This is a genomic window from Lentisalinibacter orientalis (genome assembly GCF_040706535.1).
GTDB classification, from domain to species: domain Bacteria; phylum Pseudomonadota; class Gammaproteobacteria; order Steroidobacterales; family Woeseiaceae; genus Lentisalinibacter; species Lentisalinibacter orientalis.
In genome coordinates, this window is record NZ_JAPDRJ010000001.1 from 1,249,929 (window position 1) to 1,276,659 (window position 26,731).

The 26,731-nt window shown below is 70.1% G+C and carries 25 protein-coding genes; 10 read left to right on the plus strand and 15 right to left on the minus strand.

Annotated elements, in window-relative coordinates; translation table 11 throughout:
• Window positions 1–5: 5 nt before the first annotated feature.
• Genes ACJMK0_RS05500 through ACJMK0_RS05520 form a run of 5 tightly spaced genes read left to right on the plus strand, consistent with a single transcriptional unit; the run spans window position 6 to window position 4,174 of the window.
• Window positions 6–869: a hypothetical protein gene (locus tag ACJMK0_RS05500; protein ID WP_405236284.1), complete on the plus strand. Its 864-nt coding sequence runs from the start codon at window positions 6–8 to the stop codon at window positions 867–869.
• Window positions 870–883: 14 nt separating this feature from the next.
• Entirely contained in the window at window positions 884–2,047 is a 1,164-nt protein-coding gene (locus ACJMK0_RS05505) for an OprO/OprP family phosphate-selective porin (protein WP_405236286.1), read from the plus strand.
• A gap of 10 nt (window positions 2,048–2,057) precedes the next feature.
• Window positions 2,058–3,056 carry an aspartyl/asparaginyl beta-hydroxylase domain-containing protein gene (locus ACJMK0_RS05510; protein ID WP_405236288.1) on the plus strand — a complete coding sequence of 333 codons (999 nt, stop codon included), beginning with the start codon at window positions 2,058–2,060 and terminating at the stop codon, window positions 3,054–3,056.
• Window positions 3,057–3,087: 31 nt separating this feature from the next.
• A complete protein-coding gene (locus ACJMK0_RS05515; RefSeq protein WP_405236290.1) occupies window positions 3,088–3,393 on the plus strand; it encodes a DUF4389 domain-containing protein in 306 nt (101 codons plus the stop codon).
• Window positions 3,394–3,400: 7 nt separating this feature from the next.
• Window positions 3,401–4,174 (plus strand): SDR family NAD(P)-dependent oxidoreductase, encoded by a 774-nt coding sequence (locus tag ACJMK0_RS05520; protein WP_405236292.1) that lies wholly within the window; start codon window positions 3,401–3,403, stop codon window positions 4,172–4,174.
• A gap of 25 nt (window positions 4,175–4,199) precedes the next feature.
• Here the strand turns inward: ACJMK0_RS05520 and ACJMK0_RS05525 are convergent, their stop codons facing one another.
• From ACJMK0_RS05525 to ACJMK0_RS05540, 4 genes are all read right to left on the minus strand, one after another.
• Entirely contained in the window at window positions 4,200–5,666 is a 1,467-nt protein-coding gene (locus tag ACJMK0_RS05525) for a M16 family metallopeptidase (protein ID WP_405236294.1), read from the minus strand.
• Entirely contained in the window at window positions 5,656–7,158 is a 1,503-nt protein-coding gene (locus ACJMK0_RS05530; protein WP_405236296.1) for a M16 family metallopeptidase, read from the minus strand. The genes ACJMK0_RS05525 and ACJMK0_RS05530 overlap by 11 nt, the downstream gene beginning before the upstream one ends.
• A 71-nt stretch (window positions 7,159–7,229) precedes the next feature.
• A complete protein-coding gene (locus ACJMK0_RS05535) occupies window positions 7,230–9,002 on the minus strand; it encodes an SLC13 family permease (RefSeq protein ID WP_405236298.1) in 1,773 nt (590 codons plus the stop codon).
• The gene (locus ACJMK0_RS05540; protein WP_405236300.1) at window positions 8,999–9,874 is read right to left on the minus strand and encodes an alpha/beta hydrolase family protein; all 876 of its coding nucleotides are present in this window, start codon (window positions 9,872–9,874) and stop codon (window positions 8,999–9,001) included. Before ACJMK0_RS05540 ends, ACJMK0_RS05535 begins: the two co-directional genes overlap by 4 nt.
• Before the next feature lie 168 nt (window positions 9,875–10,042).
• Here ACJMK0_RS05540 and ACJMK0_RS05545 point away from each other — a divergent pair, with 168 nt between their 5' ends.
• Window positions 10,043–10,882, plus strand: a complete 840-nt coding sequence (locus tag ACJMK0_RS05545) for a hypothetical protein (RefSeq protein ID WP_405236302.1) — start codon at window positions 10,043–10,045, stop codon at window positions 10,880–10,882.
• A 63-nt stretch (window positions 10,883–10,945) separates the two neighbouring features.
• On the plus strand, window positions 10,946–11,647 hold the full coding sequence (locus ACJMK0_RS05550; protein WP_405236304.1) for an esterase/lipase family protein: 702 nt from the start codon (window positions 10,946–10,948) through the stop codon (window positions 11,645–11,647).
• A gap of 283 nt (window positions 11,648–11,930) precedes the next feature.
• On the opposite strand, the gene ACJMK0_RS05555 is transcribed toward ACJMK0_RS05550, so the two are convergent.
• From ACJMK0_RS05555 to ACJMK0_RS05595, 9 genes are all read right to left on the minus strand, one after another.
• Entirely contained in the window at window positions 11,931–12,548 is a 618-nt protein-coding gene (locus tag ACJMK0_RS05555; RefSeq protein ID WP_405236306.1) for a class II aldolase/adducin family protein, read from the minus strand.
• A gap of 11 nt (window positions 12,549–12,559) precedes the next feature.
• Window positions 12,560–13,699 (minus strand): S-methyl-5-thioribose-1-phosphate isomerase, encoded by a 1,140-nt coding sequence (gene mtnA, locus ACJMK0_RS05560; RefSeq protein WP_405236308.1) that lies wholly within the window; start codon window positions 13,697–13,699, stop codon window positions 12,560–12,562.
• 207 nt (window positions 13,700–13,906) lie between these two features.
• A complete protein-coding gene (locus ACJMK0_RS05565) occupies window positions 13,907–14,110 on the minus strand; it encodes a hypothetical protein (protein WP_405232407.1) in 204 nt (67 codons plus the stop codon).
• An 81-nt stretch (window positions 14,111–14,191) separates the two neighbouring features.
• Window positions 14,192–15,358: a lipocalin-like domain-containing protein gene (locus ACJMK0_RS05570; RefSeq protein ID WP_405236309.1), complete on the minus strand. Its 1,167-nt coding sequence runs from the start codon at window positions 15,356–15,358 to the stop codon at window positions 14,192–14,194.
• 2 nt (window positions 15,359–15,360) lie between these two features.
• Window positions 15,361–17,916, minus strand: coding sequence for an FtsX-like permease family protein (locus tag ACJMK0_RS05575; RefSeq protein WP_405236311.1), 2,556 nt, complete (start codon window positions 17,914–17,916; stop codon window positions 15,361–15,363).
• A complete protein-coding gene (locus ACJMK0_RS05580; RefSeq protein ID WP_405236313.1) occupies window positions 17,913–18,584 on the minus strand; it encodes an ABC transporter ATP-binding protein in 672 nt (223 codons plus the stop codon). Before ACJMK0_RS05580 ends, ACJMK0_RS05575 begins: the two co-directional genes overlap by 4 nt.
• Window positions 18,585–18,732: 148 nt before the next feature.
• Window positions 18,733–19,521, minus strand: coding sequence for a sterol desaturase family protein (locus ACJMK0_RS05585; protein ID WP_405236315.1), 789 nt, complete (start codon window positions 19,519–19,521; stop codon window positions 18,733–18,735).
• Between the two features lie 17 nt (window positions 19,522–19,538).
• On the minus strand, window positions 19,539–19,694 hold the full coding sequence (locus ACJMK0_RS05590; protein ID WP_405236317.1) for a hypothetical protein: 156 nt from the start codon (window positions 19,692–19,694) through the stop codon (window positions 19,539–19,541).
• A 13-nt stretch (window positions 19,695–19,707) separates the two neighbouring features.
• Entirely contained in the window at window positions 19,708–19,830 is a 123-nt protein-coding gene (locus ACJMK0_RS05595; RefSeq protein WP_405236319.1) for a hypothetical protein, read from the minus strand.
• A 211-nt stretch (window positions 19,831–20,041) separates the two neighbouring features.
• On the opposite strand from ACJMK0_RS05595, the gene ACJMK0_RS05600 reads away from it, so the two are divergent.
• Entirely contained in the window at window positions 20,042–21,919 is a 1,878-nt protein-coding gene (locus tag ACJMK0_RS05600) for a TPR end-of-group domain-containing protein (RefSeq protein WP_405236321.1), read from the plus strand.
• Here the strand turns inward: ACJMK0_RS05600 and ACJMK0_RS05605 are convergent.
• Together ACJMK0_RS05605 and ACJMK0_RS05610 are read right to left on the minus strand one after the other, a co-directional pair.
• Window positions 21,865–23,055, minus strand: coding sequence for a Coenzyme F420 hydrogenase/dehydrogenase, beta subunit C-terminal domain (locus ACJMK0_RS05605; RefSeq protein WP_405236323.1), 1,191 nt, complete (start codon window positions 23,053–23,055; stop codon window positions 21,865–21,867). The genes ACJMK0_RS05600 and ACJMK0_RS05605 overlap by 55 nt on opposite strands.
• A gap of 34 nt (window positions 23,056–23,089) precedes the next feature.
• Window positions 23,090–24,658 carry an AbgT family transporter gene (locus tag ACJMK0_RS05610; RefSeq protein ID WP_405236325.1) on the minus strand — a complete coding sequence of 523 codons (1,569 nt, stop codon included), beginning with the start codon at window positions 24,656–24,658 and terminating at the stop codon, window positions 23,090–23,092.
• A gap of 146 nt (window positions 24,659–24,804) precedes the next feature.
• Here ACJMK0_RS05610 and ACJMK0_RS05615 point away from each other — a divergent pair, with 146 nt between their 5' ends.
• Together ACJMK0_RS05615 and ACJMK0_RS05620 are read left to right on the plus strand one after the other, a co-directional pair.
• The gene (locus tag ACJMK0_RS05615; protein WP_405236327.1) at window positions 24,805–25,239 is read left to right on the plus strand and encodes a CBS domain-containing protein; all 435 of its coding nucleotides are present in this window, start codon (window positions 24,805–24,807) and stop codon (window positions 25,237–25,239) included.
• 7 nt (window positions 25,240–25,246) lie between these two features.
• On the plus strand, window positions 25,247–26,707 hold the full coding sequence (locus ACJMK0_RS05620; RefSeq protein WP_405236329.1) for an amidase: 1,461 nt from the start codon (window positions 25,247–25,249) through the stop codon (window positions 26,705–26,707).
• The last annotated feature ends 24 nt before the right edge of the window (window positions 26,708–26,731 follow it).

Below are 26,731 nucleotides of genomic sequence, written 5' to 3' on the forward strand. Positions count from 1 at the left end.
CGGCCATGACCACTCATACCGCCGGCGGCGGCCTCATCGTGAAACGCAAGCTGGCGCTCGACCCCCGCACCCGCTATCTGCGTTTCCTGCCGCGCAACCCGGATCCCGCGCGGCTGCCCATGGTGTGCGTCCACGGCATCAGCCGCCACGCGCGGGGCCATCTGGACGCCTTCGTGCCGTGGGCCGAGAGCACCGGCACGGAGCTGATCGCGCCGCTATACGACCGCCGGCGCTACCGCGGCTACCAGCGCCTGCGGTCGTCGAACCGGCGGCTGCATGCCGCGGCCGCGCTGGATGCGATCCTCGACGAGACCGTCATGGACCGGCCGTCCCTGCTGTTCGGCTTCTCCGGCGGCGCGCAGTTCGCGCACCGCTATGCACTGGTGCGGCCCGGTCGGGTGGCCGCCCTGGCGATGGCCGCGGCCGGCTGGTACACCTTCCCGAGCCGCGCCGCGAGCTTCCCCTACGGTCTCGCGCCCGGCCGCCTGCCCGGCTCGCTCGCCATCGACTACCCCGGCTTCCTGGGCCTGCCGAAATGCGTGCTGGTGGGTGACCGGGACGTGGAGCGGGACGACTCCCTGCGCTCCAACCGCCGCCTTGACAGCGAGCAGGGCGACAACCGGCTCACGCGCGCTACGGCCTGGGTGGAGTCCGTGAACCGGCAGGCCCGCAAGACGCCGGGAGCGCTCGCCTGCGAACTCGTGATCCTGCCCGGCGCTGGGCACGACTGGAATGAATGCTATGCCAGCGGCGGACTCGCCCGCCGCGTCACCGACTTCTTCGACGCACTGCAGCCGCAGGCGTCGGCAACCCCCGACTCGCCTTATCCCCGCGTCGCGGCGGCGGGCGCTTACACACCTTTCGATTGATCATGGAGAGAATCATGCACACGCTACCGTGCCGCATACTGCTGTTCGGGTTCCTGGCCGGCGCGGCGCCGACACTCACGGCCGCGGCTGCGGAGACGTCGTTCAGCCTGGACGACGGCCTCGAGATCGAGTGGGACGACGACCGTTACCTCAGCATGGGCGGGCGCATCCACTACGACGTCGCCCGCTACGACGACGACGTGACGGTGCTCGAGGACGAGCAGGACTTCCGCCGCGCCCGCGCCATCCTGCGGGCCCGCTACGACGACTGGCAGTTCCGGGCGGACTACGACGTCGGCATCGTCGAGGGCTGGCGCAATCTGTATGTGCGCTACCGGGGCTGGAGCCGCAAGCGGCTCACCATCGGCAATCAGGTGGCGCCGTTCTCCCTGGACGATCTGGCCAGCAGCAACGACCTGGCCTTCATGGAGCGCTCGCTGGCCTCCGCTCTCAGCCCGGGCATGCTCACCGGCGTCTCGCTGCGGGCCTGGGGCGACGACTGGAGCGCCACCGCCGGCGTGTTCGGCGACGAGCTCAGCGATCTCGACCGGCGCACCGTCGACGGCACGTCGGTGATCGGCCGGGTGACCTGGGCGCCCATCCGCAAGAAGCGCCGGGTGCTGCACCTCGGCCTGGCCCAGGAGTACCGCTCCGTGGATTCGAACGAGGACGTGCGCATCCGCTCGCGCCCGGAGTCGCGCCTGACCGACGAGCGCCTGGTCAACACGGACCGTCTCGCCGGCGTGGACGCCCTCTGGACCACGGGCATCGAGTTCATGGGCATCCTCGACAACGTCCGGCTGCAGTCGGAGTTCATGCGCATGGGTCTCAGCGGCGGCCCCAACGAGGCCGATTTCACCGGCGGCTACGTGCAGGCCGGCTGGATCGTCACCGGCGAGCGTTACCGCTACAGCCGCTCCCGCGGCGTGCCCACGTCCGTCCGTCCGAAAGGGGACTGGGGCGCGCTGGAGCTCTCGGCCCGCTACAGCACCCTGGACCTGGAGGACGGCCCCGTGACCGGCGGCGAGCAATCCCAGATCACCGCGGCGGTCTCGCTCCATCTCAACGAGCAGCTGCGGGTCTCGGTGAACTACAGCCGTTACGATGCCGCGCCGAACCCGGACGGCATCGACGAGGACGGCTCCATCCTGATGTTCCGCTTCCAGGCGGCGTTGTAGGAGTCGGGCCATGCGGCACTTTCACCGCGTCCGGGAGCAGGTCGACCTCGAGCCGCTGCTGGCGGAGCTGGCGGAGCACGATGCGCTGTGGGTCGCGCAGCCCGGGCGCCAGCTCACCGCGCCCGCGCAGCGCCATACCAACGCCATCCCGATCCGCGGCCTGCGCCGTTCGCGCATCCGCGGCCGCCGGCGCCGGGACGTGCACGAGAGCCGTTACACGTCGCTGTCCGCCAGCTTCCCCGCCACCGTCGCGTTGATCGAGGCGTTCGCCGCCGAGCGCAACGGCAGCCTGGGCCGCGCCCGCTACGCCCGGCTGCCGCCCGGCAAGACGGTGCTGCCGCACACGGACCGCGGAGAGTACTACCGCTACCGTGACCGCTATCACCTGGTGATCCGCAGCGAGAAGGGCAGCCTGCTCCGCGCGGGCGGCGAGAGCGTGCGCATGCGCGAGGGCGAACTCTGGTGGTTCGACAACAAGGCCGTGCACGATGCCTGCAACGACTCCGAATCGGACCGGATCCACCTCATTTTCGACCTGATCCCGGCGGACCGGCGGATCACCGGCGGTGCCGAGGACCCGCGCCGGATACTCGCCGGGGAGCGTGCCTCCCGGGAGGAGAGGGCCGTGCAGGAAGTGGGGCGCGCAATCTCGCTGTACGTGAGTGCCCGGGAGCATCCGGCCGAGTGGGCCTCGCTGCTGGGCGAGGCGGGGCTGCTGCGCAGCGCCGAGAACAAACCCATCGCGGCACTCGCCCGGCTGCTTTGGCCCGACGTGCGGTCTTCACGCCGCGCGCGCTACGAGTCGGCGATCGGCTGGTCGCTCGGGCTCATGGATATCGGCGCGATCGGGCCCGGCGAGGTGCCGGACGCGATCCGGGCCGCCGGCGGCCTCGAGGCCGTGCACGAACGCTGGCGGGCCGACCGGGACGCGGCGCTCTACGGCTTCGGTGCGGCGGCCGACGACGGGCATGCGGACGGGAGGGCGACTGGCGAATCCGCCGCCGGGTAGTAGAATCCGGCGGAGTAAAGGAGGAGCCGACATGAGCGACGAAAGGACCGGCCCCGGGGCGCAGCGTCCCCTGGAAGAGAACGTGAAGTCGCGGTCCACCTGGCTGCGGCTGTTCTTCATGGTGGTGATCGCCTTTCTCTATGGCGTCTCGCGCGTCGTGCTCGGTGCCGTGGTGGTGGTCCAGTTTTTCTGGGTGCTGTTCACCGCCGGGACGAACGAGAACCTGAAGCGCTTCGGCCAGCAGCTCGCCACCTACACCTATCAGATCGTGCGCTACCTCACCTTCAACACCGAGGAACGCCCGTTTCCCTTCGATCTCGACTGGCCGCAGGAATAGGGCGGGCGTGAGCCTCGAAGCCTTCTCCCTCGCCGGGCAGACCGTGCTCGTGACCGGCGGCGCCGGCGGCATCGGCGCCGCGACCGCGCTGCGCCTGGCCGAGGCGGGCGCGGGCGTCATCGTGCATTACCACACGGCGGGCGAGCGTGCGGATGCCCTGGCCCGGCGTATCGTCGAGCAGGGCGGCCGGGCGTTTACCGTCGGCGCCGACCTTTCGGGGGAGCAAGGCATCCGCGGGCTGCTCGGCAAGCTGGAGCGGCGGGGCGGCCTGCCGGACGGCGTGGTCAACATGGCCGCCCGCCAGGACGTCACGGCCTTCGCGGAGATCGGCGCGGACGAATGGCGCGGGCTGATGGCCACCAACCTGGACGGCGTCTTCCTGATCACGCGGGAGATGGCTGCCCGCTGGCAGGCGGCCGGGCGCGGCGGCGCCATCGTCAACGTGGCCTCTGTCGAGGGGCTGGATCCGGCGCCGAACCACGCCCATTACGCGGCGAGCAAGGCGGGTCTGCTCATGCTGACCCGGGCGAGCGCCATGGAGCTGGGCCCGGCGGGCATCCGGGTCAACGCGGTCTCGCCGGGGCTGATCGACCGGGAGGGCCTGGCGGAGGCCTGGCCGGAGGGCGTGCGCCGCTGGCGGGAGAAGGTGCCGCTGGGCACGCTCGGCACCGGCACGGATGTGGCCGACGCCATCGTCTATCTGCTGAGCCCCGCGGCCCGCTGGGTCAGCGGCGCGAACCTCGTCGTGGACGGCGGCATGAGCGCGGCGCCACGCTGGTGACGCCGCGCGCCGGATACGGGACTGACTACCTCCGGTCGTCCTGGTCTTCCCCGTCGCCGCCGACCCAGGGTGCCACCTGCTCGGCGATCTGGCTGCGGTCGCCGACCACGACCACGGTCATGTCGTCCTCGCGCAGGTAGAGCTCGGCCGTCTCCGACACCTCTTCCGGCGTCACCGCGAAGACGTTGCTCACGTAGTCGGTCAGGTAGGAGTCCGGCAGCTCGTGCAGCTCCTGGTAGGCCAGCAGGTTGATGATGCCGCCGCGGGTGGAGTTCTGCAGGACGAAGGTGCCGGCGGTGTAGTTCTTCACGCCGTCCAGCTCCTCCGCCGGCGGTGCCGTGGACTGCAACCGCTCGACCTCGCCCATGATCTCCTCGATGGCGGGGCCGGTGACCTCCGTGGTCACGGCGGCCACCTCGGCCCAGTAGGCGTCCCGGTAGCGGCTGGAGAGCGTGCTGTAGGGCGAATAGGTGTAACCCTTGTCCTCGCGGATATTGCTCGTGATGCGCGAGGAGAAGAAGCCGCCCAGCAGGGTGTTGGTGACCTGCAGCGGGATCCAGTCCGGGCTGGAGGGGTCCGGTACCGGCAGCCCCAGATACAGATTCGACTGGGAGGCGCCGGGTCGGTCGATGATGTCCACCGCCACCTTGCCCTTGGCGGGCTCGGGCACGTCCACCAGGATCTCCGGTCCGGCCGCCCAGTCGCCGAAGGACTCGCGTATGACGGCGCTCACCGCCTGCCGGTCGAACTGCCCGGCCACGTAGACGTGGGTACGCCGGGCGCCGTAGTTCTCCTCGTAGAAGCCGCGGGCATCCTCCAGCGTGTAGGCGGCGAGCTGCTCGGCATCCGGCAGCACGTTGCCGTAGGGGTGGTCGCCGTACAGCGCGTTACGGAACGCGGCCAGTGCCATCTGCTGGGGCTGGGTGCCGGCGATGCTCAGCTGGCGCTGACGGTCGCGCTTCAGCCGCTCCAGCTCGGCGGCCGGGAAGGCCGCGTTGCGGACGATGTCCGCCAGCAGCCGCGTCATCTGCGGCGCATATTCCGCCAGCACGTCGCTCTCGACGATGGTGCGGTCGGCGCCCACCTCGACGCTCACCTGGCCCCCCATGGCGGCAGCCTGCCGGGCAATCTCGGCGGCGCTGCGGCTGGCCGTGCCCTCCAGGAGAAAGTCGCCGGCCAGGTCGGCGAGCCAGGTCTGACCGCCCTCATTCAGGTTGCCGGCCCGCACGACCACGCTGACGGTGGCCTTCGGCAGCGTGCCGAAGCCGACCAGCGTCGCCTCGAGACCGTTCTCCAGGCCGAAACTCTCTTTCTCCGGCAGCGAGAAGTCCTTCGGTTCGCCGCCCGGCGGCGGCGTCTCTTTCGCCGGCTCCGCCTCCTGCGCTCCGGCCGTCGCCGTCAGCAGGAGGGCGGCCAGCGCCGCTGTCGTTGCCAGGGTCGCCATGATTGCCAGGGCGCCGCGGCGCATTGGCTGTGCTGTCTTACTGCTCATCGCCTGCCTCCTCCTGTTCGCCTGCCGCCGCGCCGGCTTCCAGAACGAAGATCGTGCGGTTCGTCGGCCGCAGGTATTCCTTCGCCGTCTCCAGGATCAGATCCGGCGTGACCGCCAGGATGCGTTGCTCGAACTCGTTGATGAGTGAGGGGTCGTCGTCGAACAGCGAGAGCGAGGCCAGCACGTCCGCGCGGCCGAAGCCGTACATGCTGCCCAGGTAGTCGTAGAACGAGGAGCGCCACTTCACCGTCGCTCGCTCCAGCGTGTCGGCGTCCACCGGCTCCGTGCGCAGCCCCTGGACCACCTCGTCGATGATGCCGGTGATGCGCTCGGCGGCGACGTCGTTGTCGTGGATGAGGTAGGCCTGCCAGAGCATCGGGCCGTTGTAGTTCAGCATGTTGCCCAGGAAGGCGTTGATGCCGCCGGACACCGACGAGGTGATGCCGGCGTCCTTCACCAGCGCCTGGTGCAGCAGGCTGTCCTCGCCCTGGACCAGGATCTGGTCGATGAGCCCCATGGCGTACCACTCGGGCGTGAGGCGCGGCGGCACGTGGTAGGCGAAGGCATAGCCCGGCCGCGTCGCGAGCTGATCGACCCGGCTCTCGCGCTTCTCGCTCTCCTGGCGCGGCTCGCTGATGTCCGGCAGCACGATCTCTTCTTCCGAGCGCGGGATGTCACCGAAGTGCTTGTCCACGAGAGCCAGGGCCTCGTCGTAGTCGATGTCGCCCACGATGGCCACGGCCGCGTTGTTGGGCGCGTAGTACTTGTGGAAGAAGTCGGCCACGTCGTCGAGGGTGGCGGCGTCCAGGTCCTCCAGGTCGCCGTAGAAGTTATGGGCGTTGTACCAGTTCTCGTTGGCCGCCTGGGGCATGTCCAGCCACGGGAAGCCGCCGTAGGGAGTGTTGAGGACGTTCACCTTGACCTCGTTCTTCACCACCGCCTGCTGGTTGGCGAGGTTCTCCCGGGTGATGTCCAGGCTCGCCATGCGGTCGGCCTCGGCCCACAGCACGGTCTCGAGCTTGTGGGCCGGCACGATCTCGAAGTAGTTGGTGTAGTCGAACCGGGTCGAGCCGTTCAGCACGCCGCCGTTGCGCTGCACGAGCTGCACGAATTCCATCTTGCCGAGGTTCGCCGAGCCCTGGAACATCATGTGCTCGAACAGGTGGGCGAAGCCCGTGCGGTCGCGGGGCTCGATGCGGAAGCCGATGTTGTAGTAGACGGCCACCGTGACGATGGGGGCGGTGGTATCCCGGGACATCGCCACCTTCAGACCGTTGTCCAGCGTATGGTAGCGCACCGGTACCTGGTAGCCGGAGCCGGAGCCGGAGCCGGCGTCGGCGGTGTCGGTGCCCCGGGTCTCGACGGATGCTTCGGGCGCGTCGGCGCCCGCGGCGGGCGTCTCCGGTGCGCCGCCCGGCTGGCAGGCCGCCAGCAGCAGGGCCATGGCCGTGACCGGCAGGCCGGGTCTGACTGCGCGATAGCTTGATTTCATGAGGGTTTCCAGTCTTTCGGTGGAAAGTAGAGCAGACTACCAGAGGCCCGCGGGGTTCCCAACGCCGCCGCTCAGAGCGGCCAGACCCACAGCAGCATCGGCGTAGCGACCAGCACGATCAACACCTCCAGCGGCAAGCCCATGCGCCAGTAATCGCCGAAGCGGTAGCCGCCGGGGCCGAGGATCAGGGTATTGTTCTTGTGGCCGATGGGCGTGAGGAACGCGCAGGAGGCGCCGACGGCCACGGCCATGAGATAGGTATCCGGGTTCACCCCCAGCCGGTGGGCGATCTCCACGGCCACCGGCGCGGCGATGACCGCCGTGGCGACGTTGTTCAGCACGTCGGAGAGCGTCATGGTGACCACCATCAGCAGCACCAGGATAATCACGGGCGACAGGACATCGGAATGCTGCACCACCGTATCGGCGATGAGCCCGGTGCCGCCGGTGGTCTCCAGCGCCTCACCGAGAGGGATCAGCGAGCCCAGCAGCACGATGACCGGCCATTCGATGGAGTCGTAGAGCTGGCGCAGCGGCATGATGCCTGCCGCCACCATGCCCACCACCGCTGCGGCCAGCGCCACGGTGAGGTCCAGCACGCCGGTGCTGGCCAGGACGATCGCCGCAGCGAAGATGGACACTGCAATGCCGGACTTGCGCCGCTGCAGCGATGGCAGGTCCTTCTCCGCCAGCGGCAGGCAGCCCATCCAGTGCGCGACGGTGGGCAGCTGCTCCGACGGCCCCATCAGCAACAGTACGTCGCCGGGCTCGATGTCCACCTTGCGCACCCGGTCGCGGAAGCGCCGGCCCTGGCGGGCGACGCCCATGAGTGCAACGCCGTGGCGATACAGGAGCCGCAGGGAATTGGCCGAACGCCCGGCGATGCGGGCGCCCACGGGTACCGCCACCTCCAGCAGGGCGAGGTCCTCGGGCGTCTCGGCATCTTCGGTCTTCGGCTGACCGCTCAGCTCGAGGCCGAGCTTGTCGGCGAGTTTGTCGATGCCCTCGGGGTTCGCCTCCACCACCAGCACGTCGCCCTTGCGGATCTCGACGATGCGGGCGAAGCCCGGCATGCGCTTGCCCTGGCGCACCAGGCCGATGACGGCGGCGTCGTTGTTCTCGGCCACCTCGTCCAGCTCGCGCACGCGCTTGCCGATCACCTCCGAATCCTCGGGCACCTCGAGTTCGGCGATGTAGCCGGTGAGCACGCCGTCTTCTTCCTGGGGCTTGAGCTCGCCCTCCGGCAGCAGCCGCCAGCCGGCGAGCACCACGAAGGCCACGCCGACGACGGCGCAGGCGAGGCCCACCGGCGTGAAGTCGAACATCTGGTAGGGCTCGCCGAGCGCATCGGCACGGTACTCGGCGATGACGATGTTGGGCGGCGTGCCGATCAGCGTCACCATGCCGCCGAGGATGCTGGCGAAGGACATGGGCATCAGCGTGCGTGCGGCCGTACGCTTCGCCTTCCTCGCGGCCTCCATGTCCACGGGCATCAGGAGCGCCAGCGCCGCCACGTTGTTCATCAGCGTGGAGAGTGAGGCCGACAGGGAGGCCATCACCGCGATGTGGCCGCCGAGGCGGCGGGACTTGTCCACCAGGTAGTACACCACGAGGTCGACGACGCCGGCGTTCGACAGGGCCCGGCTCAGCACCAGCACGAGGGCGATGACGATGGTTGCCGGGTGGCCGAAGCCGGAGAATGCCTCGTCGCTCGGTACCAGTCCGGCGATGACACCGATCACCAGGGCGGCGAAGGCGACGATGTCGTAACGCCACCGGCCCCAGATCAGCATCACGAGGACGCCGGCTATCAGCGCGAACAGCAGCGTGACTTCCAGGTTCACGGTCGGGCTATTCCGCTGTCTGCCATCCAGCCCGCGATCGCATCCACGACGGGGCCGGGGCGCTTCACCCAGCCGAAGTGGGCATTGCTCGACTCGCGGAAGACCGCCTCGTCCAGATGCAGCCGCGTCGTCTTCTCCGGCGGCAGCTTCGACGCCAGGTGATCGGCCGCCGAGGCGGGGGCGAAGTCGTCACCCGCCACGGAGATCAGGAGCGCGGGCTCTCGCATCTCCCCCAGCGCCGCCTCGTAATCGGTGTCGGAGTCCTTCGCCCGATAACGGCCGGTGCGGGCCTGATGCGCCCAGTCGCCCACCAGGCTGCGGGCCTCCCGGCCGCCGAAGCCGAGACGATGGCCCGGGTAGCTGCCGAGCAGCCTGCCTGCCGCGGCGATGAACTGGGTGGCCAGCAGGAAGACGTAGCGCCGTGGTGCCGGGAAGGCGCGCCACCAGATGGAGCCGGTGGCCACCGTGACCACGGCGGCCACGCTGCCCGGGTTGGCGCCGGCATAGAGCAGGCTCACCTGTCCGCCGAGGCTGTGGCCGAGCAGGACGATCGGCGCCGCCGGATAGCGCTTGCGCACCGTGGCGATGGCGGCGGGCCAGTCCAGCTCCAGCAGTTCCCGGTAGCCGAAGTCGGTGTGCCGATCCGGACGGACGCTGCTGGTGCCGTGCCCGCGCAGGTCCATGGCGACCAGGCGCAGCCCGGCGGCGGCCATGGGCGCGGCGAGCGGCCGGTAGAAGCTCCCCGCCAGCGCCATCGCCGGCGTGACCAGGAAGACCGGCGCCTCGGCGGCGAGACCGTCGGGCTCGTGGGCGACGAGCGTGGACGTGGCCCCGTCGGCAGCGCCGCAGGGCAGTTCGGTGAACTCGGCCATGGGGCGAGAATAGCAGAAGGCCCGGCCTCTCCACTGCAGTTCCGGGCCCTTACCCCCGCTGTATTTTTGCGGTCCGGCTCCCTACACTGGACGCCGGCTTTCGGCCGGGCTTCGGCCGGACCTTCGCCGGCCGGACCTTCGCCGCACAGGGCCCCGGGACACGCATCCATGCTCAGACGGAATCTCCTCCTCACGCTGCTCGCCGCGCTCGCCCTGTTCGCCGCCCTGAGCGGGACCCTGGACGACGTGAGCAACGAGCAGGCACAGGCCGCGTTCAAGCGGGCTCTGGTCACCTTCGCCGTGGCCAGGACGCTGAACGGGGTCATCTCCGTGGCCCAGGGCACGGAGGTGGCGGTGGAGCCCGCCGGCGTCGGCGTGACGTTCGGCGTCGGGCAGATACTCGATCCCATCAACGACCTCGTGGAACAGTTCGCCGGCGTGATGCTGGTGGCGTCCACCTCCCTCGGCATACAGAACGTGCTGCTCGGCATGACCGGCTGGTGGGGGACCACGGCGGCGCTGGTGGCCGCCGTCGCCCTGGCGCTGGCGGTGATCTGGTGGCCGTCGGAGCAGGCGCGGCGCTGGGACGGCGCGGCGGTCCGCCTGCTGCTGATCCTGCTGTTCCTGCGTTTCGCCGTGCCGCTGCTCGTGCTCGGCACCAACGCGGTGTTCGATACGTTCCTGGCGGCCGAGCAGGAGGCCGCGACCCTGGCGCTGGAGACGACGCGTGAGGAGATCGAGGAGTTGAACGAGCAGGCTGCGCCGCCCGCGCCGGAGAGCGAGACCATGATGGGGCGATTGGGTGCCATGCTGGACGAATCGCTGGAGTCGATGAACGTGAAGCAGAGGCTGGACGACCTGCGGCTGCGCGTCTCGAACGCGAGCGAGCACATCGTCAACCTCATCGTCATCTTCGTGCTGCAGACCATCCTGCTGCCTCTGGCCTTTCTGTGGATCATCGTCCAGGCACTGAAGGCGCTGGGCAGCCGGATGACGCGGACCGGCTGAGCAGACGCGGTATCATCCCCGCGCAGGCCACGTCCGAGCGGCCAGCCCAGGAGGAGTCTCCCGATGAACCAGACCACCATCTCGCCGCCGCCGCCCCTGCTGGGCCTGCTCGAGGCCCGCGCCCCTTTGGAGGGGCTCAGCCTCGCGGCCTTCTGGCCCTGGATCACGTTCGTGCCCCGCGGCGACGGCCGGCCGGTCGTGCTCGCGCCGGGCTACGGCGCCAGTGACGTCTCGATGTACCCGCTGTACCGCTACCTGAAATGCCTGGGCTACGACGTGCACCACTGGGGGCTCGGTCGCAACCGGGGCAAGGTTTCGAAGTACGTCGCCACGCTGAAGGAGCACGTGCGGGAACTGCATGAGTCCACCGGCGAAACCGTGACGCTGATCGGCTGGAGCCTCGGCGGTGTGGTCATGCGCGAGATCGCGCGAGAGGCCCCCGAACTCGTGCGCGAGGTCATCACCATGGGCACGCCGATCGTGGGCGGGCCGAAGTACACCCGGGTCGGCGAAGAGTTCGCGAAGCGCGAGAACCTGGACCTGGATCGCTTCGAGATAGCCGTGCACGAGCGCAACATGGAAGGCATCCAGTGCCCGGTCACCTCGATCTACAGCAAGACCGACGGCGTCGTCTCCTGGCGCGCCTCCATCGACCGCTACAACCCCCAGGCCCGCAACATCCGCGTGCCCGGCTCCCACCTCGGCCTCGGCTTCAACCCGGCGGTCTGGCGCGTCATCGCCACCACCCTGGGCACAAAACCGTAGGAGGGCCTTCAGGCCCGATCAATCGCGGCTGAAGCCGCTCCTAACATTGTCCATTGGCCCCAGTCGGCCCGGACGACCCCAGCAGTCCACCCCGGCCGCTGATGGGCCCGTAGCCGAGAGGCTTGGCGCCAGTCAGCAGGCGCTCGTGACTGGCGCTTCCCGCAAGCCACCGCGAGCATGGCCGTCGTGCGGGGGTATCCATCGCCACGACCTTTTGTCGGGAGCAAGATGGATACCCCCGCAGGGCGGCCATAATAGAAGGGAATCGGGCCTGAAGGCCCTCCTACCTGGGGGGCAGGGCGAGCAGGCGGTCGGCGGCTTCCTCGATGGTGGTGCCGAAGGCGACCAGGCCTTCCTCGTGGCCGGCCATGACCGCTACGCCGGAACGCGCGAAGTGGGTCTGCTCGTAGAGGCGGCAGAATTCCCGGGCCATCTCCGGTGTGCCGTAGGGTACGTCCGGCGCGGTGGTCGGGATGCGGTCCTTCAGCCGCCGCCACAGATCGCCGCTGTGCACGTGGGCGATGGCGCGGATGGCCGGGTCCAGTTCGTAGATGGCGGCGTGGGTCAGGGCCTCGGAGGAGGCCTGGATCGGGCCTTCGCAGGCGACCCGGTTGGCGTCGATGTCGTAGCCGGTCACCAAGGCGTAGTGGCTCGCGTCGGTGCGCGGGAGGTGGCCGGTCTGGGTGCCGCTGATAATGAACGTGCCCGGGTCCGGGCCGCGGATGCTCAGGTTGCCGTAGCCGACGCCGTGCTCGGCGTAGTAGCCCACGAGGCCCGCGTCGTGGAGGCGGTTGCGGCAGTCGTTCAACGCGCGGACCGAGTCGGCGGGCAGCGCGGGTGCCGGGCGCCAGTCGACCTCGTATTTGGTATAGCCCTCGTCGATGGGGCCGGTCACCGTCATCGCGCTGCGCCTCAGGCGGCCGCGCCGGTGCGTTCCGGGAACAGCGCCGCCAGGCCTTCCTCGCTGGCGTCGCAGATACCGCGCTCGGTGATCAGGCCCGTCACCAGGCGCGCCGGCGTCACGTCGAAGGCGTAGTTGCCGGCCGGGGAGGCATCGGCCACCGTCTGCACCACGCGGATCTCGCCGCCCTCCAGCCCGGCGACGTGGGTCACCTCTTCCGGGCTGCGCTCCTCGATGGGGATGTCGGCGAGCCCGTCGGCGATGTCCCAGTCGATGGTGGTGGAGGGCAGTGCCACGTAGAACGGGATGCCGTTGTCCCGGGCGGCGAGGGCCTTCAGGTAGGTGCCGATCTTGTTGGCGACGTCGCCGGCGCGGGTGGTGCGATCGGTGCCCGTGATGCAGATGTCCACCATGCCGTGCTGCATGAGATGGCCGCCGGCGTTGTCCACGATCACCGTATGGTCGATGCCGCTCGCCGCCAGTTCCCAGGCCGTGAGCTGGGAGCCCTGGTTGCGGGGGCGGGTCTCGTCCACCCAGACGTGGATGGGAATGCCCCGCTCCTGCGCGAGATACATCGGCGCGGTGGCCGTGCCCCAGTTGATGGTGGCCAGCGAGCCGGCGTTGCAGTGGGTGAGTATGTTCACCGGCGCGCCGCCTTTCCGCTCGGCGATCGCCGCCAGCAGCTCCACGCCCTGCTCGCCGATGCGGCGCGAGATCTCCACGTCTTCCTCGCAGATGGCCTCGGCCTCGGCGCGCAGGCGGTGTGGGAGCTCGTCGTCGCCGGCCTGTCGCAGGGCGGCCAGCATGCGCTCGATGCCCCAGCGCAGGTTTACCGCCGTCGGTCGGGTGGCGGTCAGCACGTCCGCCGCCTCGCGGATGAATGACCGTGCGGCGTCGCCTTCGAGCCCCGCCCGGTTCGCTTCCAGCGCGGCCAGATACAGGCTCCAGGCCGCGGTGGCGCCGATCAGCGGCGCGCCCCGCACCAGCATCTCGCGGATGGCGTAGGCGCCGTCGGCATGGGTGCCCAGATCGAAGACTTCGTAGCGGTGGGGCAGGCGGCGCTGGTCGATGATCTGCACGACGGCGGGGTCGTCCGGGTGCAGCCAGATGGTCCTGAAGTTCTCGCCGGGGGTGTTAGCAGAGACGTTCATAACGGTTCGTGCGGGTTCGTGCGAGCGGCGGCCGGATGGCCGCGGGAGTTTAACGCGATAGCTGAAACAGCGTCCTACGATAACTTCGGCGACGAGGCGGCACAAATCCGCGCGCTCTCCCGCGACGATGCCCGGTGCCGGGCATGCAGGCCGCAGGACTCCGTGACCGCCGCAATCGGCAGTCTCTCTCCCCCTCGTCGTCGCCGCTCAGCGGCCGCCCGGCATCTCCGCGCAGCCGCAGCCGCGCGGTCCGGAGCCCGGCTTCTCGAACAGGCTCTCGCAGTACTTCACGGTGCCGCTGGGACAGGCGGCGGCCGTCCTCGCCGTGGTGGCGTGTGTCCAGGCGTTCCCGCCCGCACAGCCCGCCAGGGCGAGGCAGCATACGACGGTCATGGCTTTGCCGACAGTCATTACGTCAACCTACGCCGGGGTACAGGCCGCAGCCTGTGAACTGCGTCCCGGTTCGGTTGTTTCCCCTCCTGACGCCGGCGCTTACTCCCCCCGAGCAGAGACGCCGGCGTGTTCTGCATACCCTACGCCAGTGACCGGGGTGCCGTCACGTTCGCCGTCCACGGTGATGGCACCTTCCCAGTAGCGCACGGAGAGATCGAGCTCCTGCCCGGGCATGCGCGGGGATACGGCGAGGTCGATGCCCAGATGGGGCACCTGCAGGCGCCAGGCCACCGTATAGCGGACCCCCGTCTCCGGGCTGGTCCAGTAGCCTGTCGCTTCGAGCCGGGCCCGGTCGGCGCCGTAGCGGGCGGCCACCTCGCCGTCCGGATCCACCAGGATGCCGCCGGAATAGGGCGCCGTGCCGCCGTCGGTCTGGCGCAGGCGGTAATACATGAGGTCGTAGCCGTCGTCGAGCTGGATGGCGAACCAGTTCCAGCCCTCCACGCCGGGACCGAGCACACTGGTGCTCCATTCCCGATCGATCCACACGAGACCGTCGACGGCGTGTTCGGTATCCCGGATGCGCAGTCGGCCCTCGGCGGGCAGTCGGGTGAAGGAATAGTAATAGGAGGCATTGCCCGGCTCCGGGCCCTTCGGGTCGAGCCCGTCCTCGCCCTGCAGCACCAGCGGTTTGCCTTCGTCGATGCCGAGATCCAGTGCGAAGCCGCCGCCGTCGGCCACGAGGCGCAGCGGGAACCAGTCGGCGTCGCCGGCGCTCGCCAGTTCCCAGTCGTCCAGCCAGACGCGGAACGGCGTCGTCTCGGCGCCCGCCAGTCCCAGCGCCTGGCGCTCGAACTTCTCGTCGGCATGGAATTCGCCGGCGTCGGTGTCGGTCACCGCGAAGTGAGCCATCCAGAGCTGGTCGGTGGCCCACGCCGATGGCCGCTCGGGCGGCGCGGCGTCGATGCCGAAACGGAAGAAGGTCATCTGGAAGCCGAAATGCCGGCCCGCCCCGGTCTCCAGGTTGCCGGTGAGGTACCACCACTCTGTGCGGTAATCGGGATGAGCGCCGTGATCTTCCGGGAAGCGGAACTCCCGGGGCGCATCCGCGCGGGCAAAGCGGGCGTCGTCTTCCGCGCTGCCGAGGAAGGTGGTGACGTTCGAGCTGTCGTCGGCCGCAGGTTCGGTGGGCGAGGAGTCGCAGCCGCCCGCCAGCAGCGCGCCGGCGAGGACGATGGCGAGGGCGAGGTGACGCGATGCCGCCATGCTCATTCCCCCCGCAGGTTGGCCGCGATGGGCTGGCCGGCCAGGCGTCGGGCCGGATAGAGCCCGGCGAGGAAGGCGGCGGCCACGGCGAGCACGATGCCGGTGACGAGCTGTCCCGGCGCCACGACAAAGCCCATGGTCCAGCCGAACGAGCGCTGGTTGATGACGTAGATCAGCAGCGCGGCCAGCACCACGCCGAGGGGCAGCGCGAGCAGTCCCGAGACCAGGCCCAGCAGCGTCGTCTGGGCCAGTGAATTGGCCCCGGTCTGCCGGCGCGTATAGCCAATGGCGCGCAGCGTCGCCACTTCCCGGCTGCGCTCCAGCTGCAGGGCCAGCAGTGCGCTGAGGATGCCGAAGAAGGCGATGATGCCGGCCAGCAGACGCAGCACGCCCGTGATCTCGAAGGTGCGGTCGAACACGTTCAACGTGATCTTGCGGATCTCCTCATTGGCCGCGAGGCTCACGTCGCCGCGCTCGGCCGCGAAGGCGCCCAGCGCCTGCTCGATGGCCTGACGGTCTGCGTCGGGCTGCCGATAGATGCCGACGCCGTAGGGCTTCCTGTAGCCCCACAGGTCGGCCGCCACGTCGTAGGACAGCATGGCCGAGCTGCCCGCGGTGCGATAGTCGCGGAAGACGCCGAGCACCGCGAACTCCCGTTGTCCCCGCGCCGTCGGCAGCGTCAGCGTGTCGCCCACCTCCAGCCCGCGCAGGCCGGCGAAGGCTTCGGCCAGCAGGATGCCTTCGCCTGCCTCCATCGCCGCGAAGGCGGTCTCCGGATCGCCGGCGACCAGCGTCTCGCCGTAGCCGCGCGGCCCGGCTTTCGCGGCGCGCACCGCCACGTCGCCTGCCGCCGTCGGCAGGGTGATGGTGCGCGACAGGCTGGTGCCGGCCACGCCGTCGATGCCGGCCAGCCGCTGGATCTCCCCCCGGGTGAAGCCCTGCTCGCCGGCGCCCTCGGTGATCAGGTAGTAATCGGCGATGAGGGACTCGTCCAGCCAGCGCGTGACGCTGCCCCGGAAGCTGTCGATCATGACGCCGATGCCCACCACCGTGGCCACGGCCACCGCCAGCGCCGTGACCGCGATGCCGGTGCGTGACAGCGAGGCGGCCGCGCCGCGTATGGCCATCCGGACCGGCAGACCGAGGCGCCGGCCGCCTGCCGCCTGGGCGCCGGCCAGCAATCGACCCGTGGCCGGCGGCACCAGCAGCGCATAGCCCGACAGCACCAGGAACAGCCCGGCGAAGGCCGGCACCAGTCCGGCGCCGGGCCAGGCGATCAGTGCGGCTGCCCCCACGAAGGCGACGACCGCCACGGCGGGACCGGCCCGAAAGCGCTGCTGCATGCTGCGCTCCCGGGCGATCTCGGTCATGGCGGTGCGCGGCGGCTCGCCCGCCGCCTCCATCGCCGGGCGCAGGGCGGCGATCACCGTGGCCCCGACCCCCAGCACGCCGGCCTTCACGAACGGGAACCAGGCGATGCCGTCCGGGCTCACACGGGCGGTGAAGTAGAGGTCGTTGATGGTGGCCAGCACCAGGTCGGTGAGCGAGCGGGACAGCGCCCAGCCGAGCGCGAGGCCTGCGGCGGTGGCGACCAGCCCGAGCACGAGGCTCTCCGCCAGCACGTCGCCGGCCACGTCGCCGCGGGTGGCGCCGATGGCGCGCAGCGTGCCGAGGCTGCGCCGGCGGCGCACCACCGCGAAGGACATGGTGGCGTAGATCAGCAGCATGCCGACCACCAGCGCCAGCAGGCTGAGCGCGGTCAGGTTGATGCGGAAGGCGCGCAGCATCTCGCCGGTCACGTCGTCGCTGGAGCCGGCCGGCACCAGCGCCGCACCCGGCGGCAGGGCGGCGGCCACCCGCTCCGCGGCGTCTTCGCCCGCGTCCCCGGGCAGGGCCAGCTCGATGCGGCTCAGTTCGCCCACCCGGCCCAGCACCTCCTGGGCGGTGCTGATGTCGGCGATGACGGGCCCCGATGCGCCGGAGCCGCGCCCGGCCTCCAGCACGACGACGCCGCGTACGTGCAGCGTATGGACTGCCTCCCTGGCCGTGACGGAGAACTCGTCCCCGGCGGCGAGCCCGAGGGACGCGGCGAAGGCCTCCGGCAGCAGGACCGCACCCGGCTCGGCGATCAGCGGCCGGACGTCCAGCCCGCCGCCGTCGGCCTGGCGCTGGCCCCCTCGCCGGATGAGCTGAAGCGCGTCGTCGAACGCGAGTTCCGCCACCGGATCGACGCCCAGCAGGCGCACGGAGCGGTCGTCGTGGCCGGGCAGGAGCACCCGGCCTTCCACCACCGGCGCGGCGAGGTCGAGCCCGAGGCCGGTCTTGATCCGCGCGTAGACGGACTCGTCCAGCGCGCCGCCCGCTGCCTCCACGTAATGGCTGGCCCGGTTCGAGGTGAGCTCCCGGGAGAGCTCGAACGCCCGCAGCGAGGCAGCGTTGGCGAGGTCGATGGCCACCACCACCGCGACGCCCAGCGCGATGCCCGCGACGGCGAGCGCCAGCTGGCCGGGGTGGCGCCGGTAGAAGCGGATGGCGGACTGGCGCCGCAGGCTGGTCACCGGCGCTCCAGGCCGCCCTCGCGCACCTCGTAGACCTCGTCGGCGTAGCCGATGACCTCGGTGCTGTGGGTGGCCATGATCAGCGTGGTGCCCTGGCGCCGGCAGGCATCGTCCAGCAGTTCGACCACCTGCTGCGCCGTGGACAGGTCCAGGTTGCCGGTGGGCTCGTCCGCCAGCACGATGGCCGGCTCGTGGATCAGCGCCCGGGCGATGGCCACCCGCTGCTGCTCGCCGCCGGACAGCTCTTCCGGAAAGCGGTCGCGGAAGCCGGCCATGCCCACGCCGGCCAGCGCGGCTTCCGCCCGCTCGCGGCCCTCGGCGGCCGGCACGTCGAGCAGCTCCAGCGGCAGACGCACGTTCTCGCCCGCCGTCAGCGTCGGCAGCAGGTTGAAGAACTGGAACACGAAGCCGAGGTGGCGGCGGCGGAACAGCGTGCGCTCCCGGTCCGCCGCATCGCTCACCGATTGGTCGCCGATCCGGATGCGCCCGGCGCTGGGTTCGTCGAAGCCGGCGATCAGGTTCAGCAGCGTGGACTTGCCCGAGCCGCTGCGTCCCAGCAGCGCGACGAAGCGCCCGCTCGCGAATTCGGCGCTGACGCCCTCCAGCACGGTCTGGCGGTGTTCGCCGGCCCGGTAGTGTTTGCTGACCTGTTCGAGGGTGATGCGCATGGCGCGCATTGTTCCACAGCTCGCCGTCGCTGTGGCGCCCGGGGTGCGGGCTGTTCAGCCGCTGAGCAGAAAACCGGGCGAAAAAAAAGCCCGGGCACGGCGAGGTCGCAGTGCCCGGGCAAAGGCCCCTAGGCGGGGCGGGGTGGATTCACGCGGCTTCCTGCAGCGGGCGGGATTCCGGTTCATCGGCATCCGCTGCCGCTGCCGGCGCCTTGGAGACGTCGCGGAAGCGAAGCATGTCCAGGATGCGGGTCGATGCCCCGTTCCAGAAACCGGCTTCCACGCCTTCCACGCTGCGCGGATTACGGAACGTGCCGAACACCATGTCCCAGAGCGGCAGGTTCGCGTAGTTGAACTCGTGCCGGCCGCGGGCGTGGTGCACCAGGTGGCTCTCCGGCCGCTGGATCAGGTAACCGAGCCAGTGCGGCGTGCGGATGTTGGCGTGCTGGAACATCGCGTTGAACGCGAGCCAGGTCGCGCAGATTGCACCGGCCTCCGGCGTGAGCCCCAGCAGGGGGAAGAACACCAGCGAGCTCCAGGTGGTGAAGAAGAACAGGTCGATCGGGTGCAGGTAGTTGGCCCCGAAAGCATCCAGCTTCTCCGCGCTGTGATGCACCTGGTGTCCGGCCAGCCAGAGCCAGTCGAAGCGGTGTGCCGAGCGGTGATACGTGTAGTGGATCAGCTCGTAGACCAGGATGCCGGCCGCGACGCCGCCCCAGGTCCCCAGGACCGACCCGTCGAGCAGGCTCACGCCTGCGAACACGTTGCCCCAGAAAGCGGTGATGGCGATGGAGCCGCCGAACACGGCGATGGTGGCGGCGAACATGCGCAGCCGGTACCAGCGCGGTGCCTCGAACTTGCGCGCCTCGTAGACCAGGTCCAGCGCCATGAAGGCGGGGACGAAGGCGAGGCCGATTATGCCCAGTATTTCGATCATCTCTTTTTTCCTCTCTCTCAGAGGCCTGCCACCAGCGCGACGTTGGCGCACAGGATGGCGAGGCCGTAGAACACCAGCAGTGCGATCACTGCCGGCTCCAGCTCCTCGCCCCGGCCGCCAGCGGTGCGCTCGCGGCCGGGACGGGATCGTTTCGGGTGGCGGGACGTATCCACGGAGGGTTCCGCTTCAGCCCGCCACGCCGGCGAACTGCGCGACGCTGTAGCCGTAGGCGGTGACCAGTGCGGCGAGCACGAGCCAGCCGAGGGCCTGCGAGATCGCGCGTTCCTGCCATTGCTTGCGTGTCTTCATGACGATTCCTCCTCGTTGCTCGTCGGCGGCAACCGCGCTGCCGACGAAGAGGATGATGGGGAGCTGGCGCGCTAACTAACTGAAATAGAAACGCTTTATTTCCGAAGAAAAACCGAAATTTGTCCGCAGGTGCGTGCGGAGATGCGCCGGGATGTGTCTCGGGCCCGCTGCCGCGGTCTAGAATTGGCGGGAACCAGGGGAGAGAAGCAGCGTGAAGCTGAGGCAGCCGTTCATCGTCGGCGAGTGGGAGGTATTCCCTCTCGAAGGCCGAATCGTCCGCGACGGTAGATCCGAACGCCTTCGGCCGAAGGCGATGGACGTGCTGTGCCTGCTGGCCGCGAGCCCCGACGAGGTGGTGGAGAGGGATACCATCCTCAGCGAGGTCTGGGGCCGCACGGCCGTCACCGACGAGCCGCTCACGGCCACCATCGGCGAACTGCGGCGAGTGCTCGGCGACAGTCGGAGCAATGGTCCAGGGAATGGCCGGGGCAATTACCGCTACGTGGAAACGATTCCGAAACGGGGCTACCGGCTGGTGGCGGAAGTCTCGGAATCGGCTTCGCAGCAGGTCGCGGAAGCCGACGCCTCGTCACCGGAGCCCGTTGCGGCCGGCCGGGGCAAGGGCGGGCGGACGTGGATGCTCGCGGCCGGTGTCCTGCTGGTCCTGGGGGCGGCGGCGCTCGCGGTCTGGCGCTACGGCGGCGATGAGGCCTCCGCGGCACCCGGCTCCATCGCCGTGCTGCCGTTCGCGGTGCAGGGCGGCGCGGAGGCGGACATGTACTTCGGCGACGGTCTCGCCCAGGAGATTCTGACCACGCTGTCTACCATCGGCGAGCTGCGGGTCGTGGCCCGCCATTCGGCGTTCGAATTCCGCGACCGTGCCGACGATCTCGCGGCCATCAGGGACAGCCTGCAGGTGGATGCGGTGCTCGACGGCAGCATCCGGCGGGACCGCGACCGCATCCGCGTGAACGTCCAGCTGGTGGACGTGGCCAGCGGCTACAACCTGTGGGCGCAGACCTACGACCGTCGCATCGGCGACACCTTTCTGCTGCAGACGGAGATTGCCCGCGCCATTGCGAGTCAGCTCAGCGTCAAGCTGGCGGCCGACACCGCGGTGCCGGCCGCCGAGGTGCCCGACGGGGATGCCTACATCGCCTATCTGCACGGGCGCTACCTGTTCGAGACGGCGCGGGACGAGGCGGGTCTGCGCGAAGCCATCCGTTACCTCGGGGAGGCGGTGGCGGCCGATCGCGCATTCGCACCGGCGTACTCGGCGCTCGCCGGCGCCTGGATGCGGCTTGCCGATATCGGTGCCATCCCGGCGGATGACGGCTACGGGCGCGGCGGCGCTCAGGCGCGGCAGGCCCTGGAGCTCGCCCCCGACCTGGCGGAAGCGCACCTGCTGCTGGGCTGGATGCACCTCTATCACGACTGGAACTGGGAGGAAGCCCGGCGCTCTCTGGAGCGGGCCCTGGAGCTGGCCCCCGGTGACGGCTTCGTGCTGATGGCCAACGCCGCGCTGAACTTCCATCTCGGGGAGTTCGATCGGGCGGTGCGGCTCGCCGCCATGGCAACCGAGCGCGACCCGCTGCGGGCCAGCCCCTATTACAACCTCGCCTACTTCCGTTATACCGCCGGCGATCTCGACGGTGCCGAGCGCGCGCTCGACCGCGCCGAGGAATTGGTGCCCGGCTACCCCCGCGCCGGCCTGCTACGGGTCCAGATCGACCTCGAGCGCGGTGACGTGGCGCTGGCCGGGAGCCGGGTGGAGCCGAATCCCATATTGGGGCCCGTGGCCGATGCACTGATCGCGGAGGCCCGCGGCGAGAGAAAGCAGGCGCTGGCGGCCGTGTGGATCCTGGAGCGGGACCATGCGCTCACCGCGCCGTACCAGATCGCGGAAGTCTACGCTTGGCTGGGCCAGACCGACCTCGCCTTCCGCTGGCTCGAGCGGGCGTGGGAGGCGCGCGATCCGGGCATGACGGATCTGAAAGTCGACCCGCTGCTGGAGCCGCTTAAAGGCGATCCCCGCTACGGGGAGCTGCTGTCGCGCATGGGCTTCGAATCGTCCCGCGTGAGTCCGTAGGGCGCCACCAGTCTCCACACGTGCGCCGGCACCATGTGGCGCATGCGCCGCGGCGCCTGGCGGGCCAGGTGCAGCACCGTCTCCACCGCCTTCATCTCCACCCGGGCGCGGGCGAACTCCAGACCCCGCGGGCCGATGCGCGGCATGAGCCAGCCGACCAGCGGCCGGAGCCAGTCCGGCATGCCCCGCACCGGCAATCCGCCGGCGGCGCGTTCCGTGTTCTTCAGGAAGCCTTCGACATGGCTCTTCCGCCTGCCCGCGCTGCCGGGCTCGCTCGTCACGACCTCGGTGCCCAGCAGTCCCAGCAGTTCCTCGCCGCGGTGGTTGCGCAGCAGCAGCCACTGCTCGCCCTGGCCGCCAATGTAGCCGACGGTGATGTCGGCCAGCACGTTGGTGTAGTCGACGCAGGTGCGGCAGGTCAGTGGGAAGAAGTCCGACGGCAGCTTCGAGATAGGCAGTTTCAGGAACGGGATCTCGCGGCGGCGCCCGTCGGTGTAGCGCAGCTCCACGTGGTAGTCGGCGCGGAACTCCAGGTACTCGATGGTCTCGGGTTCGTCGGACAGCAGGGCGAGGAACTGGTGGAAGCGCTCGGTGGTGGTGTTGTCGGAGCAGGGCGTGCCGATCACGTACAGGCGCTCGAGCCCCAGCTCCCGCTCCAGTGCCCGCAGGGCGTAGACCTGGCAGGGGATGCCGATCACGGCGATGCGGCGGTGACCCGCCTCGACGGCCGGTTCGAGCCGGGCAAGCAGCGGCGCGTAGCCCATGCGCATGCCCCGGCAGGCGGCCATCTGCCGCGAATCGGTGACCAGCACGGGCACGGGTTTCCAGCGGTCTTCCGGGTCCGGCGCCATGGTGAGCACGGCATCCACCAGCCCTTCCTCGAGCAGGCGCTCGCCGATGCGCGTGGTGATGCCCGTCCACTGGGCGCCCGGCCGCGGCTCGGCGAGCCGGGCCCGCAGCATGCGGCGGAACGGGCCGAAGTGCAGCTCGTCGGGCCGCGCCGGGTCGCGGGCGCGGCCGTGCACCTGCCGCTCGAGCCCCGGATAGTCCGGCTTTATGAACTGGCAGGCGCGGCCGCAGCGCTTCGGCTCGGCCGTCCGCGAGATGCCGCAATCGGTGCACAGGTCCCGCGGCACGGCCGCGCCGACCGGCGGCGCAGCGATGCCGGTGTCAGCCGGGGAGCTGATAGCCCACCGAGGCCCCGGGACCCAGCGGCAGGCCCAGTCCCACCCAGATCATCGTCATCACCAGGCCGGAGATCATGAGCCAGATCGAGTACGGGATCATGGAGGCCATGAGACTGCCGATGCCGAAGTCCGGTTTCCAGCGCTGACAGAAGGTCAGGATCAGCGGGAAATAGACCATCAGCGGCGTGATGATGTTGGTGGCGCTGTCGCCCACCCGGTAGGCGGCGGTGGTCATCTCGGCGCTGACGCCGAGGAGCATCATCATCGGCACCATCACCGGCGCCAGCAGGGCCCACTTGGCGCTGGCCGAGCCCACCAGCAGGTTGATGCCGCCGGCGAACAGCACGAGCAGCGCCAGCAGCACCGGCATGGGCAGGTTCGACGACTCGATGGCGCCTGCGCCCTGAACCGCGAAGATGAGGCCCAGGTTCGACCAGTTGAACATGGCCACGAAGTGCGCCGCGGCGAAAGCCAGCACCAGGTAATAGGCGAGATCGGCCATGGACTCGGACATCATGGTGACGATGTCCCGGTGGCCTTTGACGGTGCCGGCGGCGGAACCATAGGCCCAGCCGGCGGCGAGGAACAGGATGAAGAAGCCGGCGACGAGCGAACGGTAGAACGGGGACAGCCGGGCGGTGGGGTCCGCCTCCTCGTCGATCAGCGGCGTGCCCGGGCCGATGGTGAAGAAGATCCACAGCGCGACCACCCCGAGTACCGCCAGCCCGGCCCATTTCAGGCCTCGCTTCTCCTCCGTGGTGAGCGGCTTGTCCTCATGGATGGATTTGGCGGCTTCGCCCTCGGGTTTGTACGTGCCGAGGCGGGGCTCGATGATGCGGTCGGTGACGAACCAGATCACCGGCAGAAAGAGCACCGTCATCGCCGCGATGAAATACCAGTTGCCGGCGATGTTGGCATCCCACTCCGGCACGATGCTCTCGGCCGCAGCCTCGGTGATGCCGAACAGCAGGGCGTCCAGCTGACCCGGCAGCAGGTTGGCGGAGAAGCCGCCGGAGACGCCGGCGAACGACGCCGTGATGCCGGCGATGGGATGGCGGCCGGCGGCGGCATAGAGGACGCCGGCCAGCGGGATCAGCACCACGTAGGCGGCGTCGGCCGCCAGGTTGCCCAGCATGGCCACCAGCGCGACTACCGGCGTCAGCAGGAAGCGGGGCGCGTTGCGCACGCCGGCGTGCATGGCGGAGGCGAACAGCCCGGAGCGCTCGGCGATACCGGCGCCCAGCATGACCACCAGCACGTAGCCGAGCGGATGGAAGTGGGTGAACGTGGTCGGCATCTCCACCCACAGCCGCCGGATGTTGTCCGCCGAGAGCAGGCTCTCCGCGGTGAGCACCAGCGGCATGCCGTCGTCGCCTTTCGCCGTGGGATGCAGCGCGGACATGTCGACCCAGGCCGCGAAGACGCTGAACGCGATCAGGGCGGCGATCAGGTACAGGAAAATGAATACCGGATCGGGCAACCGGTTGCCGGTGCGCTCGATCCAGCCGAGTATGCCCGTGTTGGTGGCGGGCGTGCCGTCCGACGGTGCCATGCTCGCTCCCTCGTCTTTTGAAAAATTCCCGGCAGCATAGGCCAAGGGCCGGAAGAGGGCAAAAGCGCGACGGCCCGCGGCGGCGCACCCGGGCAGGTGACTGTGGTAGTTTCTGAGCTGTCAACGTCAGGGGGAGGGAGCCAGCCATGGCGCAGGTCAGCGATATCCTGAAGCAGAAGGGCGGCGGACTGTGGTCGGTGTCGCCGCACGCGACCGTGCTGGAGAGCCTGGAGGTGATGGCCGCGAAGGACGTCGGCGCCGTCGTGGTGCTGGACGACGGCCGCCTGGCCGGCATCTTCACCGAGCGCGACTACGCCAGGAAGGTGGTGCTGGCCGGACGGTCGTCGCGGGAGCTGCCGGTGAGCGAGATCATGACCACGCAGGTGGTGTGCGTGGCGCCGGAGCGTTCCGTGGACGAGTGCCTGGCGCTGATGACCGACAAGCGCATACGGCATCTGCCGGTGCGCGACGCCAGCGGCGTTGTGGGCCTGGTCTCGATCGGCGACCTGGTGAAGGCGAAGATCGCGGACCAGGAGCACACCATCGAGCAGCTGCAGAGCTATATCGCCGGGCAGTTCTGAGCAGGCCGTGGACGAGGCGCGCATAGCCTGGCTGAGTGCGCGGGAAGCGGCGGCGGCCATCCGTGCCGGCGAGCTCACCAGCCGCGAGCACCTGGAGGCGATGCTGGCCCGCATCGACCGGCTGGACGGGCCGCTGAACCTGGTGGTCACCCGGGACGACGAGCGCGCGCGGCGCGCCGCCGACGAGGCGGATCGGGAGGCCGCGCGCGGCCGCTGGCGAGGCCCCCTGCACGGCATTGCCATGACCATCAAGGATTCCTTCCAGACCGCCGGGCTGCGCACCACTTCCGGTGCCCCGGAGCTGGCGGAGTTCGTGCCGGAGGAAGACGCGGTGGCTGTGGCGCGGCTGCGCGGCGCGGGCGCGGTGATCGCCGGCAAGACCAACCTGCCGCTCTACGCCGCGGACGTGCAGAGCTACAACGCGGTCTTCGGGCAGAGCAACAACCCCTGGGATACGGGCCGCACCGTGGGTGGTTCCTCGGGCGGCGCGGCCGGGGCGCTGGCCGCGGGTTTCACGCCGCTGGAACTCGGCAGCGACATCGGCGGCTCCATCCGCGGGCCCGCGTCCTGCTGCGGCGTCACCGGCCACAAGCCGAGCTACGGCATCGTGCCGGGGCGGGGCCAGATTCCCGGCCCGCCGGGCACCCTGACCGAGGCGGACATCGCCGTCGTGGGCCCCCTGGCCCGGGACGTGGCCGACCTGGAACTCGCACTCGACGTCCTCACAGGTCCGAACGAGTGGTACGCGAAGGCCTGGTCGCTCGATCTGCCGCCGCCGCGCCACCGGGATCTCGCCGACTACCGGGTGGCGGTGTGGTTCGACGAGCCGTCGGCGCCGGTGGACGCATCGGTCCGCGGTCTGCTCGGCGCGGCGGCCGATGCACTGGCGGACGCCGGCGCCAGGGTGGACTACGAGGCACGGCCGGCGTTCACCTTCGACAAGGCGGTCACGGTATTCAACCAGCTGCTGAATGCGGCGCTCTCCGGCGGCTTCAGCCGGGACGAGATCGAGAAGATGGCCGCGAGGGCCGCCGAGGCCGGGGAGGGCCGTGCGCTGGCGGCGCGCTACACTTCCCAGCGGCACCGGGAATGGCTGTCGGCGAACGAGCGGCGGCTGCAGCTCAGGGCGCGCTGGCACGAGTTCTTCGGCGACTGGGACGCCGTGCTGGCGCCGGTACTGCCCACGACGGCCATCCCCCACGATCATTCCGAACCGATGAGCCGGCGCACCATCACGGTGAACGGCGAGCAGCGGCACTACCAGGAGCAATTCAGCTGGATGGGCCTGGCCGGCGCGTCGTTCCTGCCGGCGACGGTGATCCCCGTGGGAGTCGCGGACGACGGCCTGCCGGTGGGGCTGCAGATCATCGGCCCCTTCCTCGAGGACCGCACCTGCCTGGACCTGGCCGACCGGCTGTACCGGCTGCTCGGCGGGTTCACGCCGCCGCAGGGTTACGGCCCGGCCTGAGGGAGCAGCTGCCGCCGGCCCGCG

Bases quoted from the DNA above. Each gene is read 5' to 3' on its own strand.
- ACJMK0_RS05500 (WP_405236284.1), top strand. From the start codon at position 6: ATGACCACTCATACCGCCGGCGGCGGCCTCATCGTGAAACGCAAGCTG.
- ACJMK0_RS05505 (WP_405236286.1), top strand. From the start codon at position 884: ATGCACACGCTACCGTGCCGCATACTGCTGTTCGGGTTCCTGGCCGGC.
- ACJMK0_RS05510 (WP_405236288.1), top strand. From the start codon at position 2,058: ATGCGGCACTTTCACCGCGTCCGGGAGCAGGTCGACCTCGAGCCGCTG.
- ACJMK0_RS05515 (WP_405236290.1), top strand. From the start codon at position 3,088: ATGAGCGACGAAAGGACCGGCCCCGGGGCGCAGCGTCCCCTGGAAGAG.
- ACJMK0_RS05525 (WP_405236294.1), bottom strand. From the start codon at position 5,666: ATGAGCAGTAAGACAGCACAGCCAATGCGCCGCGGCGCCCTGGCAATC.
- ACJMK0_RS05530 (WP_405236296.1), bottom strand. From the start codon at position 7,158: ATGAAATCAAGCTATCGCGCAGTCAGACCCGGCCTGCCGGTCACGGCC.
- ACJMK0_RS05540 (WP_405236300.1), bottom strand. From the start codon at position 9,874: ATGGCCGAGTTCACCGAACTGCCCTGCGGCGCTGCCGACGGGGCCACG.
- ACJMK0_RS05545 (WP_405236302.1), top strand. From the start codon at position 10,043: ATGCTCAGACGGAATCTCCTCCTCACGCTGCTCGCCGCGCTCGCCCTG.
- ACJMK0_RS05550 (WP_405236304.1), top strand. From the start codon at position 10,946: ATGAACCAGACCACCATCTCGCCGCCGCCGCCCCTGCTGGGCCTGCTC.
- ACJMK0_RS05555 (WP_405236306.1), bottom strand. From the start codon at position 12,548: ATGACGGTGACCGGCCCCATCGACGAGGGCTATACCAAATACGAGGTC.
- mtnA (WP_405236308.1), bottom strand. From the start codon at position 13,699: ATGAACGTCTCTGCTAACACCCCCGGCGAGAACTTCAGGACCATCTGG.
- ACJMK0_RS05565 (WP_405232407.1), bottom strand. From the start codon at position 14,110: ATGACTGTCGGCAAAGCCATGACCGTCGTATGCTGCCTCGCCCTGGCG.
- ACJMK0_RS05570 (WP_405236309.1), bottom strand. From the start codon at position 15,358: ATGGCGGCATCGCGTCACCTCGCCCTCGCCATCGTCCTCGCCGGCGCG.
- ACJMK0_RS05580 (WP_405236313.1), bottom strand. From the start codon at position 18,584: ATGCGCATCACCCTCGAACAGGTCAGCAAACACTACCGGGCCGGCGAA.
- ACJMK0_RS05585 (WP_405236315.1), bottom strand. From the start codon at position 19,521: ATGATCGAAATACTGGGCATAATCGGCCTCGCCTTCGTCCCCGCCTTC.
- ACJMK0_RS05595 (WP_405236319.1), bottom strand. From the start codon at position 19,830: ATGAAGACACGCAAGCAATGGCAGGAACGCGCGATCTCGCAGGCCCTC.
- ACJMK0_RS05610 (WP_405236325.1), bottom strand. From the start codon at position 24,658: ATGGCACCGTCGGACGGCACGCCCGCCACCAACACGGGCATACTCGGC.
- ACJMK0_RS05615 (WP_405236327.1), top strand. From the start codon at position 24,805: ATGGCGCAGGTCAGCGATATCCTGAAGCAGAAGGGCGGCGGACTGTGG.